The sequence below is a fragment of the Spirillospora sp. NPDC127506 genome (assembly GCF_040302145.1).
In the GTDB taxonomy this organism is placed as follows: domain Bacteria; phylum Actinomycetota; class Actinomycetes; order Streptosporangiales; family Streptosporangiaceae; genus Spirillospora.
Map to the genome: position 1 here is coordinate 1 of NZ_JBEORG010000048.1, position 16179 is coordinate 16179.

Below are 16179 nucleotides of genomic sequence, written 5' to 3' on the forward strand. Positions count from 1 at the left end.
ACGCCCTTGCCTCCGGCTCGGAGTTAGCACCACCTCTTCCTCCAGGGGACTTTCACCCCCAAGCAATCGCCCATGCTGGGCGCACCATGCGAAAGGGCCGGCGGTGCGGTCACCGCCAGCCCTCTCAGCGTGCCCGGTCAGCTGTTCTTGGCCGACTCCTCCTCGGTCGCGGGGGCCTTGGAGTCGGCGCCGACGGCCGCCTCCTCCGGGGCCTCGACGGCGTCGGCGTCGCCGGCGTCCACCGCCTTGCCGGGCTGCCCGCCCTCGACGGCCGGGTCGGCGGCCGGCTCGGCGATCGGGTCGGCGCGCCGCTTGGAGATGACGATCGCCGCGACGACGACCGCGACGGCCAGCACGGTCACCACGACGCGCAGCGCGGTGTTGCCCGCGTAGGTCACCACCGCGTCCGCGATCAGCAGCGCGACCAGGTTCATCACCTTGATCAGCGGGTTGATCGCGGGGCCGGCGGTGTCCTTGAACGGGTCGCCGACCGTGTCGCCGATGACCGTCGCCTCGTGCGCCTCGCTGCCCTTGCCGCCGAGGTGGCCCTCCTCGACGAGCTTCTTGGCGTTGTCCCAGGCGCCGCCGGAGTTGGCGAGGAACACCGCCATCAGCACGCCGGCGGCGATCGCGCCGCCCAGGTAGGCGCCGAGCGGCGCGTACCCGAGCGCGAACCCGACCGCGATCGGCGTCATGATCGCCAGCAGGCCGGGGGTGGCGAGCTCGCGCTGCGCGTCCCGGGTGCAGATGTCCACGACCCGGTCGTAGTCGGGCTGCTCGGTGTAGTCCATGATCCCGGGCTTGGTGCGGAACTGGTCGCGCACCTCCACCACGACCCGTCCGGCCGCCCGGCCGACCGCCATGATCGCCAGGCCGGAGAACAGGAACACCACGGCCGCACCGACGATCAGCCCGATCAGCACGTTCGGGCTGTCGATGGAGAGGTTGAAGTTGACGAACTCGTCGCCGATCGCGTCCTTCGCGCTGCTGGACGCGTCGTTGAGCGCGGCGATCACCGTCGTCCGGAAGGAGCCGAACAGCGCGGTCGCGGCGAGCACCGCCGTGGCGATCGCGATGCCCTTGGTGATCGCCTTGGTGGTGTTGCCGACCGCGTCGAGCCGCTCCAGGACGGCCGCGGCCTCGCCCTTCACGTCCCCGGACATCTCGGCGATGCCCTGGGCGTTGTCGGAGACGGGACCGAAGGTGTCCATCGAGACGATCACGCCGACCGTGGTCAGCAGCCCGGTGCCGGCCATCGCCACCGCGAACAGCGCGACGGTGGTGTTGCCGAAGCCGAGCAGGAACGCCCCGTACACCGCGCCGCCGATGACGAGCGCGGTGTAGACGGCCGACTCCAGGCCGAGCGAGATGCCGGACAGGATGACGGTCGCCGGGCCCGTTCGGGCGCTGTCGGTGACCTCCTTGACGGGCTTGCGGTTCGTCTCGGTGAAGTAGCCGGTGAGCAGCTGGATGACGCTCGCCAGCACGATGCCGATGATGACCGAGCCGAGGGCGACCCAGCGCGGGTCGGCGTCCAGGCCCCGGATGGCCTGGTCGGTGACGCCGCTCAGGTCCGCGAAGGACGAGGGCAGGTAGGTGAACGCGGCGATCGCGACGAGGATCGCCGAGATGCCCGCCGAGATGAAGAAGCCCCGGTTGATCGCCGTCATGCCGGAGCGGTCGCCGGAGCGGGGGGCCACCGCGAAGATGCCGATCACCGCGGTGATCACACCGATCATCGGGACGATCAGCGGGAACACCAGGCCCTCGGTGCCGAACGCCGCCGTCCCCAGGATGAGCGCGGCGACCAGCGTGACCGCGTACGACTCGAACAGGTCGGCGGCCATGCCGGCGCAGTCGCCGACGTTGTCGCCCACGTTGTCGGCGATCGTCGCCGCGTTGCGCGGGTCGTCCTCCGGGATGCCCTGCTCGACCTTGCCGACGAGGTCGGCGCCGACGTCCGCGGCCTTGGTGAAGATGCCGCCGCCGACTCGCATGAACATGGCGAGCAGCGCGGCGCCGAACCCGAAGCCCTCCAGCACCTTCGGCGCGTCGCCCTGGTAGGCGAGGACGACGATCGCGGCGCCGAACAGGCCCAGGCCGACGGTGAACATGCCGGCGACGCCGCCGGTGCGGAACGCGATCCGCATGGCGGTCTTCTCGCCGCCCTCCTCGCGCGCCGCCGCGGCGACCCGGACGTTGCCGCGGACCGCGAGCCACATGCCGGTGAACCCGGTGACGGCGGAGAACAGCGCGCCGATGACGAAGAAGACCGACCGGCCGATCCGCTCGCTCGTCGAGTCGGCGGGGAGCAGCAGCAGGACGAGCGGGATCAGCACGACGAATATCGCGACCGTGCGGAACTGGCGTTTCAGGTAGGCGCCCGCACCCACCTGCACGGCCCGCGCGATCTCTTGCATCTTGGCGGTGCCCTGGCCAGCGGCCAGGACATCGCGGACGAGACCCGCGGCGACGGCCAGTGCCAACAGTGCGATCACAGCGACGACGACGACCAGGGAGAGGTCGCCGCCGCCGAGATCCACTTCTGCGCTGGCCGGGCTTGACAGGGAAAACCCGGACATCCGTCCTCCTCGACAGGGGCATTGCGACTGGATCGTCACCTAGAAGACGATCTTTACCGCGTACCCCGCGAGTCATGATTTCGAACGCCTCGCACGGCAACGCGGGTGCCGGGAGTCTACGCAGGCGCAAGTCGAATGTTAAGGCCGCCCGGCCCTTGATGAAGATGTCACCGAAATGCAATGGCCGATACGCCGGAAATGGAGCCTAAGACCCGCACAGGGGTCATTGTCCCAGGTCAGCCTGGGTTAGACAGCCCTCACCCGGCGGCAACCTTCACACGCGCACGCGCCAATCGGCGCCGCGCCCCGGCGGCGGGCGTCGCATTCAAGGTAGGCATTAACACGAATTTTGTCCAGCCCCAAATCGCCCGAACCGAGTTCATCCGCCTGAGAATCTCACAACATCGGCAACACGGGCCCCACCACACCCACCCCGGTGACCGACGGCACGGCCTCCAGGTCCGGGGCCGGAAAGACTGAGGCCCCGCCGGTGGCGGGGCCTTCGGTCGTGTGGGGCGGGCGCGCGGCTAGATGGTCGCCTCGGCTTCGGCCGGCCAGCTCATCCGTATCTGGACCCCCTTGGGAGTGGAGGCGATCTCCACGTCGTCGGCGAGGCCGGCGATGACCGCCAGCCCCAGCTCCGCCGTGCCCTCGCCCCAGCCGCCGTCCTCGAACTCGCCGTCGTCCACGGCCGTCTGGAGGTCGCCCGGCGTGTCGTCGCCGGGGACGGTGTCGCTGACGGTCACCTCGAAGCGGCGGTCGGCGCCGCTCAGTTCGAGGCGGACGGGCTCGTCCGGGCAGTGCCGGCGGTGCGCCTCCACGGCGCGCGAGCACGCCTCGCCGACCGCAAGCCTGACCTCGTCCAGCAGCGGCTCGGCGACGCCACTGCGGCGGGCCACGGCGGTCACGATCAGGCGGGCGGTCCGCACGTGGACGGGCAGCGCGCTGAAGGACAGTTCAACGGTCGACATCTCAGCTGCAGGCCGCCTACTTGGCGTCCTTGCGCTTCGCCTCGGCATCGGCGATGGAGTCGTGGATGCCGAACACCTTGGTCAGCCCGGTGATCCGGAAGATCTTGAGGATGCGCTCCTGGGTGCACACCAGTTCCAGCGAGCCGTCGTGCGCGCGCACCCGCTTGAGCCCGCCGACGAGGACGCCGAGCCCGGTGGAGTCGAGGAACTCCACCTTCTCCATGTCCACGAGCAGGTGGAACTTGCCCTTGTTGACCAGGTCGATGAGCTTCTCGCGAAGCTTCGGCGCCGTGTAGACGTCGATCTCGCCCTCCACGTTGATGACGGTGAGGCCATCGTCGGTGGTGTAGTCGTTCACCTTCAGGTCCACAGATCCTCCACGCGCCGTGCAGCACTATCCGATCCCGATGCCCGGGCCACCGGACAGTGGCCGGCCATCGAGACTTCGCCGTGATTCAACCACGCTCCGGCGTCGTGCACGCACGTAATCGCCCACTCGGGCGAAAGTTCGCGCCATCCCGTCTGACCTGCTGCTCTACCGGCCAGGGCAGGGGGTACGGGCACCTCGGCGCCGGGGCGTTCCCGTAGTTCTGCCCAGGCTGGCAAACTGAAAACCTGATGGGCGTCCAAAGATCTTCAACTCCCCTCGACCGGCTCCTCGCCGACCCGTCGCGGCGCGACCGCATCACCCATGTGGAGCGCGTTCCCGCACGTCGGGGCCGCCGTGCCGGGTGGCCGGCCTGGGCGCCTCCGCTGCTGGTCGAGCGGCTCGCGGCGGCGGGCATAGAGGCGCCCTGGGAGCACCAGGCCGCCGCCGCCGAACACGCCCGCGCGGGACGCTCCGTGATCATCGCCACAGGCACCGCGTCCGGGAAGTCCCTCGCCTACCTGCTGCCCTGCATCGACGCGATCTATGCCGGGGAGGAGAATCCTCGCCACGAGGGGACGATCCTCTACCTGTCGCCCACCAAGGCGCTCGCCGCCGACCAGCTCCGCGCGCTCCGCTCCCTGCACCTGACCCGGGTCCGCGCCGCGACCTACGACGGGGACACCCCGCAGGACGAGCGGACGTGGGTCCGGCAGCACGCGAACTATGTGCTGACGAACCCGGACATGCTGCATCGGTCGATCCTGCCGGGGCATGCGCGCTGGTCCTCCTTCCTGCGCCGCCTCCGGTACGTCGTCATCGACGAGGCGCACGGATACCGCGGCGTCTTCGGGTCGCACGTCGCGCATGTCCTGCGCCGCCTGCGCCGGCTGTGCGGGCGGTACCACGCGTCCCCCACCTTCATCCTGGCGTCGGCGACGGCGTCCTCGCCCGCGGCCGCCGCGTCCCGCCTCACCGGCCTGGACGTCGTCGCGGTGGACGACGACGCCTCCCCGCGCGGGCCCGCGACCTTCGCGCTCTGGGAACCGCCCCTCACCGAACTCCGCGGCGAACGCGGCGCCCCCGTCCGCCGCACGGCCACGGCCGAGGCGGGCGACCTGCTGGCCGACCTCGTCGTCGAGGGCGTCCAGACGCTCGCGTTCGTCCGGTCCAGGCGCGGGGCGGAGTCGGTGGCGCTCGGCGCCAAGCGCGCGCTGCACGAGGTCGCGCCGTCCTTGGCCGACCAGGTGGCCGCCTACCGCGCGGGCTACCTGCCCGAGGAGCGGCGCGCACTGGAGGCGGCCCTCCGCTCCCGCTCCATCGTCGGCCTGGCGAGCACCAACGCGCTCGAACTCGGCGTCGACGTCTCCGGCCTCGACGCCGTCCTCGTCTGCGGCTGGCCCGGCACCCGCGCGTCGCTCTGGCAGCAGGCCGGACGCGCCGGACGTTCCGGGCAGTCCGCCCTGGCCGTCCTCGTCGCGCGGGACGACCCGCTCGACACGTACCTCGTCCACCACCCCGAGGCGATCTTCGGGACGCCGGTCGAGGCGACCGTGCTCGACCCCGACAACCCGTACGTCCTTGAACCGCACCTTTGTGCGGCCGCGTCCGAGATGCCGCTCACCGAGGAGGACCTCCCCCTCTTCGGCCCGGCGACCGCCGACCTGCTGCCCGACCTCGTCCGCCGGGGCTTCCTCCGGCGGCGCCCCGCGGGCTGGTACTGGACGCGCCGCGACAAGGCCGCCGACCTGGCCGACATCCGCGGGGCGGGCGGCGCACCCGTCCAGGTGGTGGAGATGTCGACGGGCCGGCTCCTCGGCACCGTGGACGAGGCGTCGGCGCACACGACCGTCCACGAGGGCGCCGTCTACATCCACCAGGGCGAGTCGTACATCGTCCAATCACTCGACCTGGACGACTCCGTCGCGCTCGTAGAAGCGGCCGACCCCGACTACTCGACGACCGCTCGCGACATCACCGACATCAGCATCGTCGAACGGCTCCGCTCGACCTCCTGGGGCGAGGCCACGCTCTGCTTCGGAACCGTCGAAGTGACCCGCCAGGTGGTCGCCTACCAGATGCGCCGCCTGCAGACAGGGGAGATGCTCGGCGAGAAACCCCTGGACCTACCGCCCCGCACCCTCCGCACCCGCGCCGTGTGGTGGACGCTCTCCGACTCGCAGATCGCCTCCCTGGGCGACCTCGACCTGGCGGGCGCGGCCCACGCAGCCGAACACGCCTCGATCGGCCTCCTGCCCCTGTTCGCGACCTGCGACCGCTGGGACATCGGCGGCGTCTCCACGGCCGTCCACCCCGACACGGGCCTGCTCACCGTCTTCGTGTACGACGGCCACGAAGGCGGCGCGGGCTTCGCCGAACGCGGCTACGCGGACGCCTCCTCCTGGCTGCACGCGACCCGCGACGCGATCGCCTCCTGCGAGTGCGACTCAGGCTGCCCGTCCTGCATCCAGTCCCCCAAGTGCGGCAACGGCAACGACCCCCTGGACAAACGAGGCGCGCTGACCCTCCTGGCGGCCCTACTGGCCCAGGCCCCCAAGTAGCACCGGCCCCGGCGGCGGGGCCTCCATCAATTCGGCGCGACGCGTTGGGCCGGAACCGACGGCTGGTCGCCCATCCCGCGGCGCGCCTGGGCGAGCGCCTGCTGCAGCCTCCGCCGCTCCATCTCCAGCGTCTGCAGGGACTCCTCGTGCTCGTCCCGCAGGTCCCGCAGCTCACGGCGCATGTTCATCGCCCGGCGGAAGCCCAGCGTCGCGACCGTCAGACCGGCCATGAACACGATCGCCACCACGGCGCCGGCCATGAAGACGTGCCACTCCTGCGTGATCCCCGGAATCTCGTGGCCGAACGCGGACATCTGGGCGCTTCCCGTGTTGTCCAGCACCACGGCGACACCCACCACGGCGGCGGCGAGCGCGACGATCAGCCCCAGGAAGATCATGCGGAGGGTCTCCTCTCCATCAGGCCCCCACTGACAGGGCCGAGGTCTCGGACGACAGTGACGCATTGCCGGACGATCCGGGCGATCCAGCACCGCAGCCTAGACCCTGCCCAATCCACCCCGCCAGCCTCCCTGATCAACCCACCTCCACCCTCACCACGCACATCACCCCAGACCGAAGCAACCCCAGGACAGCCGCGTCTTGCCGCCTGACATGCATGAGGCCGAGAGTACGGACGCAGGGGCGCCGACTCCTGGAGTCGGGACGGGCTACTTGCGGCGGTGGCTGCGCTTGGTCTTCTTGGGGGCGGGCTCGGCGATGCGGACGTTCACGCCGCTGGACCCCTTGCCGAGGGTCGCGGGCCGGCGAGCGGGCTTGGCCTTCGTGGCCACGCCCGACTTCTTAGCGGCCTTCGACTTCTTGCGTCCGGCGGACAGGACCGGGGCCGTCTTGGCGACGGCCTCGGCGCGTGCGATCTGCTCGCGCGCCTTGGCGACCCGCTTGCGGCCGGTGCCGCTGCGCGCGGCCCGGGCCGCCATGCCGTTGCTGCTCGTGCCCGCCTGGGCGACGCGCAGGCGGCGCGTCCACGTGCCGAGGTGAGCGGCGACGATCAGCAGGATCAGCGCGATGCCCACGCTCTTGCCCCACTGGAGGCGGTCGGTGGCCGCGACGTTCTGGGCCTTCGGCGAGTCGGTGGCGATCTGCGGCGCGGGGTAGGTGAGGCCGGGCGTCGCACCGTCCGGCTGGACGGACGGGAGCGTGACCGGCGACTCGTCGTTGAACGGCGTCAGCGGCGTATTCGCGCTGGGCACGGTCGAGTTCGTGGGGAGGGACGGAGCGGTGCCGCCGGGAAGGGCCGCCGACCCGCCGCCCAGCGTGGCGGTCGCGGTCGAGGTGCTCGAGTACAGCGACCCGCCCGTCCCCGTGGCCCGCCGTGCGCGGACGCCGACGGAGACGGCGCCGCTCGACCGGGTCAGCGAAAGGGTGGCGGAGCAGCTCGTCCCCTGGCAGAGGGAGTCGACCGAGCCCGACTTGCCCTTCACGCCCGACCCCGAGATCGCGTAGCCGGTGAGGTCGTCCTCCAGGCCGCGGTTCCACTTCACGACGAGCTTGCCGCCGGACGCGCTCGCGGACACTCCCGTCGGGGCGGCCGGCGCGATCCGCACGGTGAAGGTGTTGGAGTCGTAGATGTGGCCGGTCTGCTTGCCCTTGAGGAAGACCTTGTAGCGGCCGTTCCGGGTGATCGGGAAGGTTCCGGTCAGGTCTCCGGAGAGGCCGCGCTCGGCGAGGAACGTGTCGCCGATCCCGGGGCCGCTCACCCGCAGCTGCATGGTGATCGCGAAGTCGAAGTGGGCCTTGGCGGTCAGCTGGGAGCCGCTGGTGATGACCGCTCCGTCGGCCGGGGAGATGACACTCGTCGTGGCGGCCTGCGCCGGCAGGGCGCCGAGCACCGGGAAGCTCATCGCAAGGGGCGCCGCGAGCGCGACTGCACCGATCCTGCGAATGATGGTCACGCCTCAATCCCTTCGACAGCGTTCTGCTCGTCTCGTCCCGCTGAGGTCAACGCGGGGGGCTCACGCGTCCGGTGGTAACCATGGGCTTACAGCAGCGTAACGTACCACTGGGTAGCAGAAGTCACAGGACGATGACAATGCGCCGTTCGCGCGATTCCCCCACCCTATTGACATTGAGTGCAACGAACTGTGTCGCGTCAGGGTACGCCGTCTCGTCCCACAGGGCCAGCTTTTGCCCGGGAAACGACTCGCAGGCGTCCGATGCCCATCGGCACCCTCAGGCGGACGGTCACCGAGACGTCGACGACGCCTCCGCTCACCCGGCACCGCGACAGCCGGGCGCCGGACGCCGCCGCGATGTCGCCGGCCCGCCCGCAAGCGGATCCGCCGCCTTCCGCGATCCGCGCGGCCGCCGCCAACGCCGCCATGTCGGCCGCCGCATCGCCCCGGTGCCGCGCCGCCCGCACCCCGCCCACAGCGATCGCCGCCGCTCCGGTGATCCACACGAGAGCCGCGAACGCCACCACCCAAACCGTCCCCGACCCCCGATCCCCACCGCCGCCCCAAGCCCGCCCCACCAACACCCGCCTCCTAGCCATCAGGCCGATCCCCCTCTCCCACGCCGTCACTCCGCAGAGCTGCCCCCACTCCTCCTCATCCCTGCGGTCGGCGGCACTCCGGGTTCGACGGCGGCGGCTGTGCGGGCGTGGACGATCAGGGGCGGGAGGCCGACTGCCGCGGGAGGCGCGACCGGGGCGGAGACGTCCACGTGGACGGTTGCCTCGTCGCGGCGGACCCGGACCGTCGCGCCCTTCGGGACGGCCCTCACCACGAGTTCGCGAACCGCGGTGAGGGACTCGCCTCGCGCCGCCGCGCGGGCGCCGGACCGGGCGGCGTCCGTACAGGTGAGCTGCACGGACACCGCCGACAGCCCCCACAGCGCGACGGCCGTGATCAGCACGAGGGCGGGGAGGGCCGCGGCGACCTCCGCAGTCGCCGTCCCGCGATCCCTCAGCCCGCGAGTTTGAGGGCCTTCTCGATGATGTGAAAGAGCAGGGTCTTCACCTGGGAGCTCGTCACGATCTTGAACAGCAGGCCGGCGAAGGCCGCCGCGGCGATCGTGCCGACGGCGTACTCCGCGGTGGACATCCCCCGGTCCCCGCGCAGACTGGTCCATCGCCGCACCACCATCTTCATCGCCCGCATGGGGCTCCTTTCGCTCGTCGTTCTCCTCAAGGCTGGGGGGCGGCGGCCCGGCGCGGCAGGTGAACGCGGTTCTGTGGAAAACCCCGGATGACCAGGCAGCAGGGTGACCAGGCAGCAGGGTCACCAGGGCAGCAGGGTCACCAGGGCAGCAGGGTCACCAGGGCAGCAGGATCGTGGCGGCGATCCCCGCGATGGCCGGGACCACGCCGAGGAGCACGAAGGCGGGCAGGAAGCACAACCCCAGCGGGGCCAGCGCCCGGATGCCGGCCGCGCGGGCCCTGGCGGCGGCCGCCGTCCGCGCCACGCGGCGCTGGTCGCGCGCGAGGCGGCTGAGGGAGGGCGCCAGAGCCGCACCCGTGGACGCCGCCCGCACCGCCGTCCGCGCGAGCGGCGCGAGAGATGGCTCCTTTGTCAGCGCGAGCCACGCCTCAGCCGGGTCCGCGCCCAGCCGGATCTGCACGGAAACGGCCTGCAGCTCCTCCCCCAGCGGCCCTCCCACCGCTTCCGCGACAGCGGTGACGGCATCGTGCCAAGGGGCGCCGCCGCGTAGGCAGGCGGCGAGGAGATCCACCGCGATGGGCAGGTCCGCGATGAGGCGCGACTGCCTGCGGCGGCGTTCCGCGCTCCCGAGCCGGCCGAAGGAGAACCAGACGGCCGCAGCGGCGAGCACCCCGACCACGCCGCCCGTCAGACCGCCCAGCGCCACCAGGCACAACACCCCCGCGGCGCCTGCGGCGGCACGCCGGAGAAGTACCTCTCTGCCTCGGCCCGCCTGTGAACGCTCGCGCTCCTCCGAGCCGGCGGGAGACGGCCGCCCTTGCCCTCCCAGCCCCCGGCCTGCTTGGGCAACGTGTTTCTCCGGGGGTCCTCGAAACTGCCCCGCCAGCCTCCTCGCCGCGACGTTCGTCCCCCTGGGCAGTAGAAAACCCGACACTGCCGCGCAGAGCACCGCCGCGAACACCGTCATCACTCACCTACTTCCTTTGGGGGGGTGGGGCGGGGGCTGGTGATGGGTGCCGTTGCTCAGGGGTTAGGGCGGGTGCTCAGGGGTTAGGGCGGGGATTCAGCGGACTTGGCCAGGTGGCGGGTCCAGTGGAGGCCCAGGAGGTTGAGGGTTGTGCCTGTGATCAGGCAGGCCAGGCCGGGGAGGGTGCCGCAAAGGAACGGGATCGGGTGGGCGCCCAGGGCGGCGGCCATGGCCAGGCCCAGGAGGGGGAGGAAGGCCAGCAGGCGAGCCGTGGCGCGGGGGCCGGCCAGCTGGACCGATACGTCCTGGCGCTGGGCCTCTTCGTCGCGGAGGGCCCCGGCCAGGCCGTCCAGGACGGTGGCCAGGGCGCCGCCGCGTTCCGCGCCGATGCGCCAGCAGGCCGCCAGCAGCCGCAGCCCCTCGGCTCCCGGTCTGGTCGCCAGTTCGTCCAAGTGGTCGGGTGGCGGACGCGGGATGTGCAGGAGTTCCCGGGACACATGCGAGTCCAGGACGGCGGCGGCCGACTTGAACGCCTCGTCGGGGGTTCGGCCGGCCGCCAGCTCGGCGGCCATGGCGTCGCAGAGTTCGATGACGGACGTCCGCCAGCGGTGCGGCCGGGTCCTGCGCTCGCGGACGGCTTCGATCCTGGTTCTCACGGCGCGCCACGGGTCGGTCGGCGGGGGTGGTGCCAGGCGGTTCAGGCGGCGGCTCGCGGGAGTGGGGCCGAGGAGCGTCCAGATGGCGGCGGCTAAGCAGAGGGTGGCGAGTGCGATGGTCATCCGGCTCCTCGCAGGCAGGCTTGCAGGGCGTCGGCGCCGTGGGACGGGACTACCTCGCCGGTTGCGGTGAACGAGACGGCGGGGACGACGCCGACCAGGCCATCAGGCGCCCGGTGCAGGAGGCAGATCTCCGCTACGCGGCGGCGGCCCCCGCCCGGGTCGCGGACCAGGTGGACGACGACGTCCAGCGCGGCGGCCAACTGGCTGTGGACGGCCTCGCGGCTCAGCCCCGCCGCGCAGGCGAGCGCTTCGAGCCGGGCCGGCACGTCCGCGGCCGTGTTGGCGTGGAGGGTGCCGCAGCCGCCTTCGTGTCCGGTGTTCAAAGCCTGAAGGAGGACTACCACTTCCGAGCCGCGGACCTCGCCGACCACCAGACGGTCGGGGCGCATGCGGAGTGCCTGGCGGACGAGGTCGTTCAACGTCACGCCCCCGGCGCCCTCCACGTTGGGCGGGCGGGCCTCCAGCCGCACCACGTGCGGATGGTCGGGTTTCAGTTCGGCGGAGTCTTCTACGAGGAGCAACCGTTCGTGCTGGTCGGCCAGCGAAAGCAGGCTGCTCAGGAGTGTGGTCTTGCCGGTTCCCGTGCCGCCGGTGATGAGGAAGGCGGCGCGGGACTCGATCAGCGCGGCGAGCAGCGCGGCCCCTTCGGGCGGGACGGTCCGCGCCGCGACCAGCTCGTCCAGGGTGAACGCGCGGCGCCGGGGCAGGCGCAGGGACAGGCAGGTGCCTCCCGCCGCCACCGGCGGGAGGACGGCGTGGAGCCGGACCCCGCCCGGCAGCCGGGCGTCGGCGTACGGGGCCGCGTCGTCGAGGCGCCGGCCGGCGGCGGCGGTGAGGCGCTGGGCCAGGCGGCGCAGCGCCGCCTCGCCGGTGAACCGCACCGGGGTGCGGACGAGGCCGGACCCGGTGTCGGCCCAGACCTCGTCCGGGCCGTTGACCAGCACGTCGGTGACGTCGGGCGAGCGCAGCAGCGGCTCGAGCGGCCCGGCCCCGACGAACTCCGCGCACAACTCGTCCGCCAGCGCCAGGACCTCCCGGTCGCCGAGCAGCCGCTCCTCCGCGCGCAGCGCCGCGGCGACCCGGCCGGTCGTCGCCTCCCCGCCGCTGCCGGCCAGCCGGTCGCGCACCGCGCCGGACAGGCGGGCCGCCCTCATGCCGCTTCCCGGTAGGCGTAGGGCTGGAGGGCCAGGTCGGCGAGGGTCTTCGCGCAGAAGTCGGCGAGGGGGCCGCGGCGGCAGGCCCGTTCCAGGTCGCCTTCGTCGGTGGCGGCGGGAAGGCGGCGGTCGCGGTCGAAGGCGCCGGCGGACGGGAGGTCCAGGGCCTGGGCGACCGCATCGGGGGTGAGGCCGCCGGGAGCCGGGCCCTGGACGACCAGCCGCAGGTCGGCGGTGTCGCGGCGGAGGGCGGCGGCCAGGCCGTCGGCGGCGACGGTGGCGCGGACCTCGGCGGGGACGAGCAGGAACGTGACGTCGGCGGAGCGCAGGGCGGCGCGGCCGACGTCGCCCGGGTAGCGCGGGACGTCCGCGACGACCAGGTCGAAGCCGCGGGCGGCGGCGTCGAGGAGGGCGCGGACGGCCTCGTCGGAGACCGGGACGGGTTCGCCGCGCCGCCAGGAGAGGACGGACAGGTCGCCCGAGCGGGGCAGGGTCTCGCGGAGCGTCGCGGTGTTGAGGCGGCCGCGGCGTTCGGCGAGGTCGTGCCAGCGGACGCCCTCGTGCTCCTCCAGGCCGAGCATGAGGTCGACGCCGCCGCCGAACGGGTCGGCGTCCAGCAGGAGGGTGCGCAGCCCCTGGCCGGCGGCGGCCAGGCCGAGCGCGGTGGCGAGGACGCTGGCGCCGGCGCCGCCGCGGGCCCCGACGACGCAGAGCGTGGTGGCCCAGCCGCCCTCGGGTTCGCAGGCCGCGGCGAACGCGTTGATCAGCCAGTCCTCGTGGTCGGGCAGCGCGGCGACGTCCTGCGCGCCGGCCTCGACGGCGAGGCGGTACGCCTCGGCGGTGGCGGAGTCGGTGACCAGGACGACGCCGGGGCGGCGCTGGAGGCCGGCGGCCGCGACGTCGGCGGCCATGTCGGCGCCCACGAGGATGAGGGCCGGCCACGTCCAGGCGGGTCTGGCCTCGTCGGCCCCGTAGGCGACCTCGGCGTGGGCGTCGGCGGCGGCCGCGAGCCGGAGCAGGCCGTCGGCGAGGGCCTGGTCGCCCGTGACGATCAGTGCCGCGAGGTTCATCGGATGCTCCTTCGACGTTCGGAGGCATCCACCTTGCGGCGCGGCGCGGGGCGGGCGAAGAGGTTCGGCGAACTGTGGATAACTTCGCCGGGCGGCGGAGCGGCGGGCGGCGGCGGTGACCGCCGCCGCCCGCCCGACGCCTGGGCGACCCCCGCCGGGGGGGAGAGCGGAGGTCGCCTTACGGTCCGGCTCCGGGGGGGTAGAGCCGGTCCGTTTTCCCAGGAAAGTCTCGGTGGGAGTTCAGCATGAGCCGTGCGTAAGTCCGCCCTATGGCTGAGGCAAACTCACGACCCAGTCTAGGCAGATACAACATATGCTGCCCGATCGTCGAGAGTTCCGTCGAGGCGCAAACTCGTCCGGTGCATGACGATTTTTCTCATACTGCCGGACGGCGCGCGCTGGACGGCGCGATCCCCCTCCCCCGCACGGCCGCAAGGGGCGTCGCACGGGCTCGGAAGTGGGAGCGTACAGCAGAACTGGAGATCCTTCCCGCCGCACCGGTGATCGGCCGCCTAAATGAAACGATCACGGTGAGTGATCAATTTCGCGACCCCCAACGGAGTTACGGATAGTCCGGAATATCACCCGGCTGCCTCATCCGGCACCGGTGTCCCGTCCGGCGCCGCCGGCCACAACGGTCCGGCCTTTCCGAAGAGGGGCTTGTCAACTGCGCAGATGAGGCGTAGACAGGTTGCTACGGACCACGTGTCCGTGCACGGCAGCCGGGCACCCACGCGCGACCAGCCGCGGGAGGCGCGTCGAGACGGGCTTGACCCGATCCGACGGATTTGAGGTGCACGCTTGGTAACCCGGTGTGACGTGACTGGCGGCGGCGTCCCAGCGCGGGGCGCCGTTCGCTTCGTGTCGGGCGGGTGCTACTCGCGGACGTCCAGCCCCAGGGCCGCCGCCAGCACGACCGCCTGATACGGGTCGATCACCGCGCGCTTCAGCTCGGCGGCGGACGGGTCCAGCGCCGAGAGGTCGCTGCCGCGCAGGTCGCAGCCGGAGAAGTCCGCCCGGTGCAGGTACGCGCCCGACAGGTCGACGCGGCGGATCTCCGCTCCCGCGCAGCGCGCGCCCGTGAGGTCGGCCTCGCGCATGCGCACGTCCGTGAAGGACGCGCGGCGCAGGTCGGCGCCCGGCAGGCCCGTGAACGACCAGTCGCCGCCCTTCACCTTCAACAGGTCGTATGTACAGGCGTCGAACATGCTGCCCACGAGCTTGCACCCCGAGAAGGCGGCGTCGAAGAAGCCGCATCGCACGAACGTGCAGTTGACGAACGCGGCATCGGTATGGGTGGACGCGTTGAAACGCACCCCGCGGAACGTGCAGTCGGTGAACACGGCACCGGTGCCGGTGGCCTCCGTCATATCGACGTCCACGAACAGGACGTTCTCGTGGTTCTCGCCCGTCAGGTCACGCGAATCCCAGTTCGCCGACGAGATCGTGGTGTCGGTGGGCGCGGCTGGACGTCCGTGCATGCGTTCGGCCATGCGCACAGCATGGCGGCACCGGCCGACAGGATCAGCCCCGCATGAACGCTTCGCAGATCGCCTGCGAGTCCCGCGCGGCGGCGGCCACCGCAGACGAGCAGTGGGCGATCCACCGCACGACGCCCTCGGACGTGCCGGACGCATAGTCCCGCAAGGCCGACCGGTACTCGTCCTCCAGTTCCAGGTGCCCGACCTCGGGCGCGACCAGGGACTTGGGGTCGAGCCCACGCGACACCAGGGTGAGGCGCTGAGCGGCACGGGCGACCAGCCCGTCCCCCCAGCCGAAGGGGCGCAGCGCCATCAGTTCGCCGTGCACGATGGCCGCGACCACCAGCGCCGGCGCCTTCGTCGGGGAAGTCAGCAGCCCGCTGAGCGCGTCCAAGCGCGCCGCCACCTCGGACGGCGAGGGCGCCTCGCCCAACCCCAGGTCGTCCTTCACGGCACCCTCGTCCGTGCGCGGACGTCCCAGGTCGGCGCTGTCGACGGCGTCCGCGGCGGCGAGGACGTGCAGCCGGGCGAGCGCCTGCCGCGGCGCCTTGCGCCAGGTCTCCGTCAGCGTCCCCAGTTCGGCCGACACGCGCAGCGACCCCTGGACGACGGGGTCGGACGGGCTGTCGGCGGTGCGGAGCTCGTCCAGCGTGACCGCCGCCCCCTCCAGGACGGCCGACGCGCGGGCGCCCCGCAGCGCGGACTCCGTGGACACCTCGGCGCTGCGCCGCCGCAGGATGCGGTGGCCGAGCAGCCGGTCGACGGCCTTCCGCGCGTCGTCGACGGCACCGGCCACGCCGGGCAGGTTCGCTACATCAGCAAGGGCATCGGTCACGGCCCGACCCTATGCGGTCCGCGCGGACGCCCGGGAGACGCCCCCGGCCTCGCGAAACGTCCCCGGCCGCCGTGCGAAACGTGCCCGGCCGACCCGTGAGACGACCCGGACACTCGCGAAACGCCCCACAGAAGCGTAGAACGGAGACGGTTCCCGGATAGCGGACCTGGGAAGGCCAGTTGTGTCGGGGATCACAACAGCATCCGGATTCGTGGTGGCCGTCGAGTTCGTCTTCCACCTGAGGGATTCCGGCCTTGTGGAGACCGGGTCTTTCCTGGTGGAGTGGGGATACC

The 16179-nt window shown here is 72.3% G+C and carries 15 protein-coding genes; 1 reads left to right on the forward strand and 14 read right to left on the reverse strand.

The genetic code is table 11. From position 1 onward, the window contains the following. Nucleotides 1-137: 137 nt before the first annotated feature. The 3 genes from ABTW95_RS30770 to ABTW95_RS30780 all read right to left on the reverse strand — a co-directional run bounded on the left by ABTW95_RS30770 (nucleotide 138) and on the right by ABTW95_RS30780 (nucleotide 3923). The gene (locus ABTW95_RS30770; protein ID WP_500228145.1) at nucleotides 138-2582 is read right to left on the reverse strand and encodes a sodium-translocating pyrophosphatase; all 2445 of its coding nucleotides are present in this window, start codon (nucleotides 2580-2582) and stop codon (nucleotides 138-140) included. Between the two features lie 527 nt (nucleotides 2583-3109). Then, a complete protein-coding gene (locus ABTW95_RS30775) occupies nucleotides 3110-3553 on the reverse strand; it encodes an ATP-binding protein (protein WP_500228146.1) in 444 nt (147 codons plus the stop codon). Between the two features lie 16 nt (nucleotides 3554-3569). After that, entirely contained in the window at nucleotides 3570-3923 is a 354-nt protein-coding gene (locus ABTW95_RS30780) for an STAS domain-containing protein (protein ID WP_067628471.1), read from the reverse strand. Nucleotides 3924-4171: 248 nt separating this feature from the next. Here ABTW95_RS30780 and ABTW95_RS30785 point away from each other — a divergent pair, with 248 nt between their 5' ends. Then, entirely contained in the window at nucleotides 4172-6481 is a 2310-nt protein-coding gene (locus ABTW95_RS30785) for a DEAD/DEAH box helicase (protein WP_500228147.1), read from the forward strand. A 26-nt stretch (nucleotides 6482-6507) separates the two neighbouring features. Here the strand turns inward: ABTW95_RS30785 and ABTW95_RS30790 are convergent, their stop codons facing one another. The 11 genes from ABTW95_RS30790 to ABTW95_RS30840 all read right to left on the reverse strand — a co-directional run bounded on the left by ABTW95_RS30790 (nucleotide 6508) and on the right by ABTW95_RS30840 (nucleotide 15886). Continuing rightward, complete coding sequence (locus tag ABTW95_RS30790; protein ID WP_396449763.1) at nucleotides 6508-6879, reverse strand: hypothetical protein; 372 nt, start codon at nucleotides 6877-6879, stop codon at nucleotides 6508-6510. A gap of 270 nt (nucleotides 6880-7149) precedes the next feature. Continuing rightward, entirely contained in the window at nucleotides 7150-8394 is a 1245-nt protein-coding gene (locus ABTW95_RS30795; RefSeq protein WP_500228148.1) for a hypothetical protein, read from the reverse strand. 197 nt (nucleotides 8395-8591) lie between these two features. Next, nucleotides 8592-8993, reverse strand: a complete 402-nt coding sequence (locus ABTW95_RS30800) for an Rv3654c family TadE-like protein (protein ID WP_396449761.1) — start codon at nucleotides 8991-8993, stop codon at nucleotides 8592-8594. Between the two features lie 26 nt (nucleotides 8994-9019). After that, nucleotides 9020-9409, reverse strand: coding sequence for a TadE family type IV pilus minor pilin (locus ABTW95_RS30805; protein WP_500228165.1), 390 nt, complete (start codon nucleotides 9407-9409; stop codon nucleotides 9020-9022). After that, nucleotides 9406-9600, reverse strand: coding sequence for a DUF4244 domain-containing protein (locus ABTW95_RS30810; RefSeq protein WP_396449760.1), 195 nt, complete (start codon nucleotides 9598-9600; stop codon nucleotides 9406-9408). Before ABTW95_RS30810 ends, ABTW95_RS30805 begins: the two co-directional genes overlap by 4 nt. A gap of 154 nt (nucleotides 9601-9754) precedes the next feature. Then, nucleotides 9755-10306, reverse strand: coding sequence for a type II secretion system F family protein (locus tag ABTW95_RS30815; protein ID WP_500228149.1), 552 nt, complete (start codon nucleotides 10304-10306; stop codon nucleotides 9755-9757). Nucleotides 10307-10650: 344 nt separating this feature from the next. Further along, entirely contained in the window at nucleotides 10651-11346 is a 696-nt protein-coding gene (locus tag ABTW95_RS30820) for a type II secretion system F family protein (RefSeq protein WP_500228150.1), read from the reverse strand. Further along, a complete protein-coding gene (locus tag ABTW95_RS30825; RefSeq protein WP_500228151.1) occupies nucleotides 11343-12500 on the reverse strand; it encodes a TadA family conjugal transfer-associated ATPase in 1158 nt (385 codons plus the stop codon). The genes ABTW95_RS30820 and ABTW95_RS30825 overlap by 4 nt, the downstream gene beginning before the upstream one ends. Further along, entirely contained in the window at nucleotides 12497-13570 is a 1074-nt protein-coding gene (ssd, locus tag ABTW95_RS30830; RefSeq protein WP_500228152.1) for a septum site-determining protein Ssd, read from the reverse strand. Before ssd ends, ABTW95_RS30825 begins: the two co-directional genes overlap by 4 nt. An 875-nt stretch (nucleotides 13571-14445) precedes the next feature. Beyond that, complete coding sequence (locus ABTW95_RS30835) at nucleotides 14446-15063, reverse strand: pentapeptide repeat-containing protein (protein ID WP_396449756.1); 618 nt, start codon at nucleotides 15061-15063, stop codon at nucleotides 14446-14448. Nucleotides 15064-15094: 31 nt separating this feature from the next. Beyond that, on the reverse strand, nucleotides 15095-15886 hold the full coding sequence (locus tag ABTW95_RS30840) for a Fic family protein (RefSeq protein WP_500228153.1): 792 nt from the start codon (nucleotides 15884-15886) through the stop codon (nucleotides 15095-15097). Between the last annotated feature and the right edge of the window lie 293 nt (nucleotides 15887-16179).

Excerpts from the sequence above, each read along its gene's own strand:
- ABTW95_RS30770 (WP_500228145.1), bottom strand. The coding sequence starts at position 2,582 with ATGTCCGGGTTTTCCCTGTCAAGCCCGGCCAGCGCAGAAGTGGATCTC.
- ABTW95_RS30775 (WP_500228146.1), bottom strand. The coding sequence starts at position 3,553 with ATGTCGACCGTTGAACTGTCCTTCAGCGCGCTGCCCGTCCACGTGCGG.
- ABTW95_RS30785 (WP_500228147.1), top strand. The coding sequence starts at position 4,172 with ATGGGCGTCCAAAGATCTTCAACTCCCCTCGACCGGCTCCTCGCCGAC.
- ABTW95_RS30790 (WP_396449763.1), bottom strand. The coding sequence starts at position 6,879 with ATGATCTTCCTGGGGCTGATCGTCGCGCTCGCCGCCGCCGTGGTGGGT.
- ABTW95_RS30800 (WP_396449761.1), bottom strand. The coding sequence starts at position 8,993 with ATGGCTAGGAGGCGGGTGTTGGTGGGGCGGGCTTGGGGCGGCGGTGGG.
- ABTW95_RS30810 (WP_396449760.1), bottom strand. The coding sequence starts at position 9,600 with ATGCGGGCGATGAAGATGGTGGTGCGGCGATGGACCAGTCTGCGCGGG.
- ABTW95_RS30820 (WP_500228150.1), bottom strand. The coding sequence starts at position 11,346 with ATGACCATCGCACTCGCCACCCTCTGCTTAGCCGCCGCCATCTGGACG.
- ABTW95_RS30825 (WP_500228151.1), bottom strand. The coding sequence starts at position 12,500 with ATGAGGGCGGCCCGCCTGTCCGGCGCGGTGCGCGACCGGCTGGCCGGC.
- ssd (WP_500228152.1), bottom strand. The coding sequence starts at position 13,570 with ATGAACCTCGCGGCACTGATCGTCACGGGCGACCAGGCCCTCGCCGAC.
- ABTW95_RS30835 (WP_396449756.1), bottom strand. The coding sequence starts at position 15,063 with ATGGCCGAACGCATGCACGGACGTCCAGCCGCGCCCACCGACACCACG.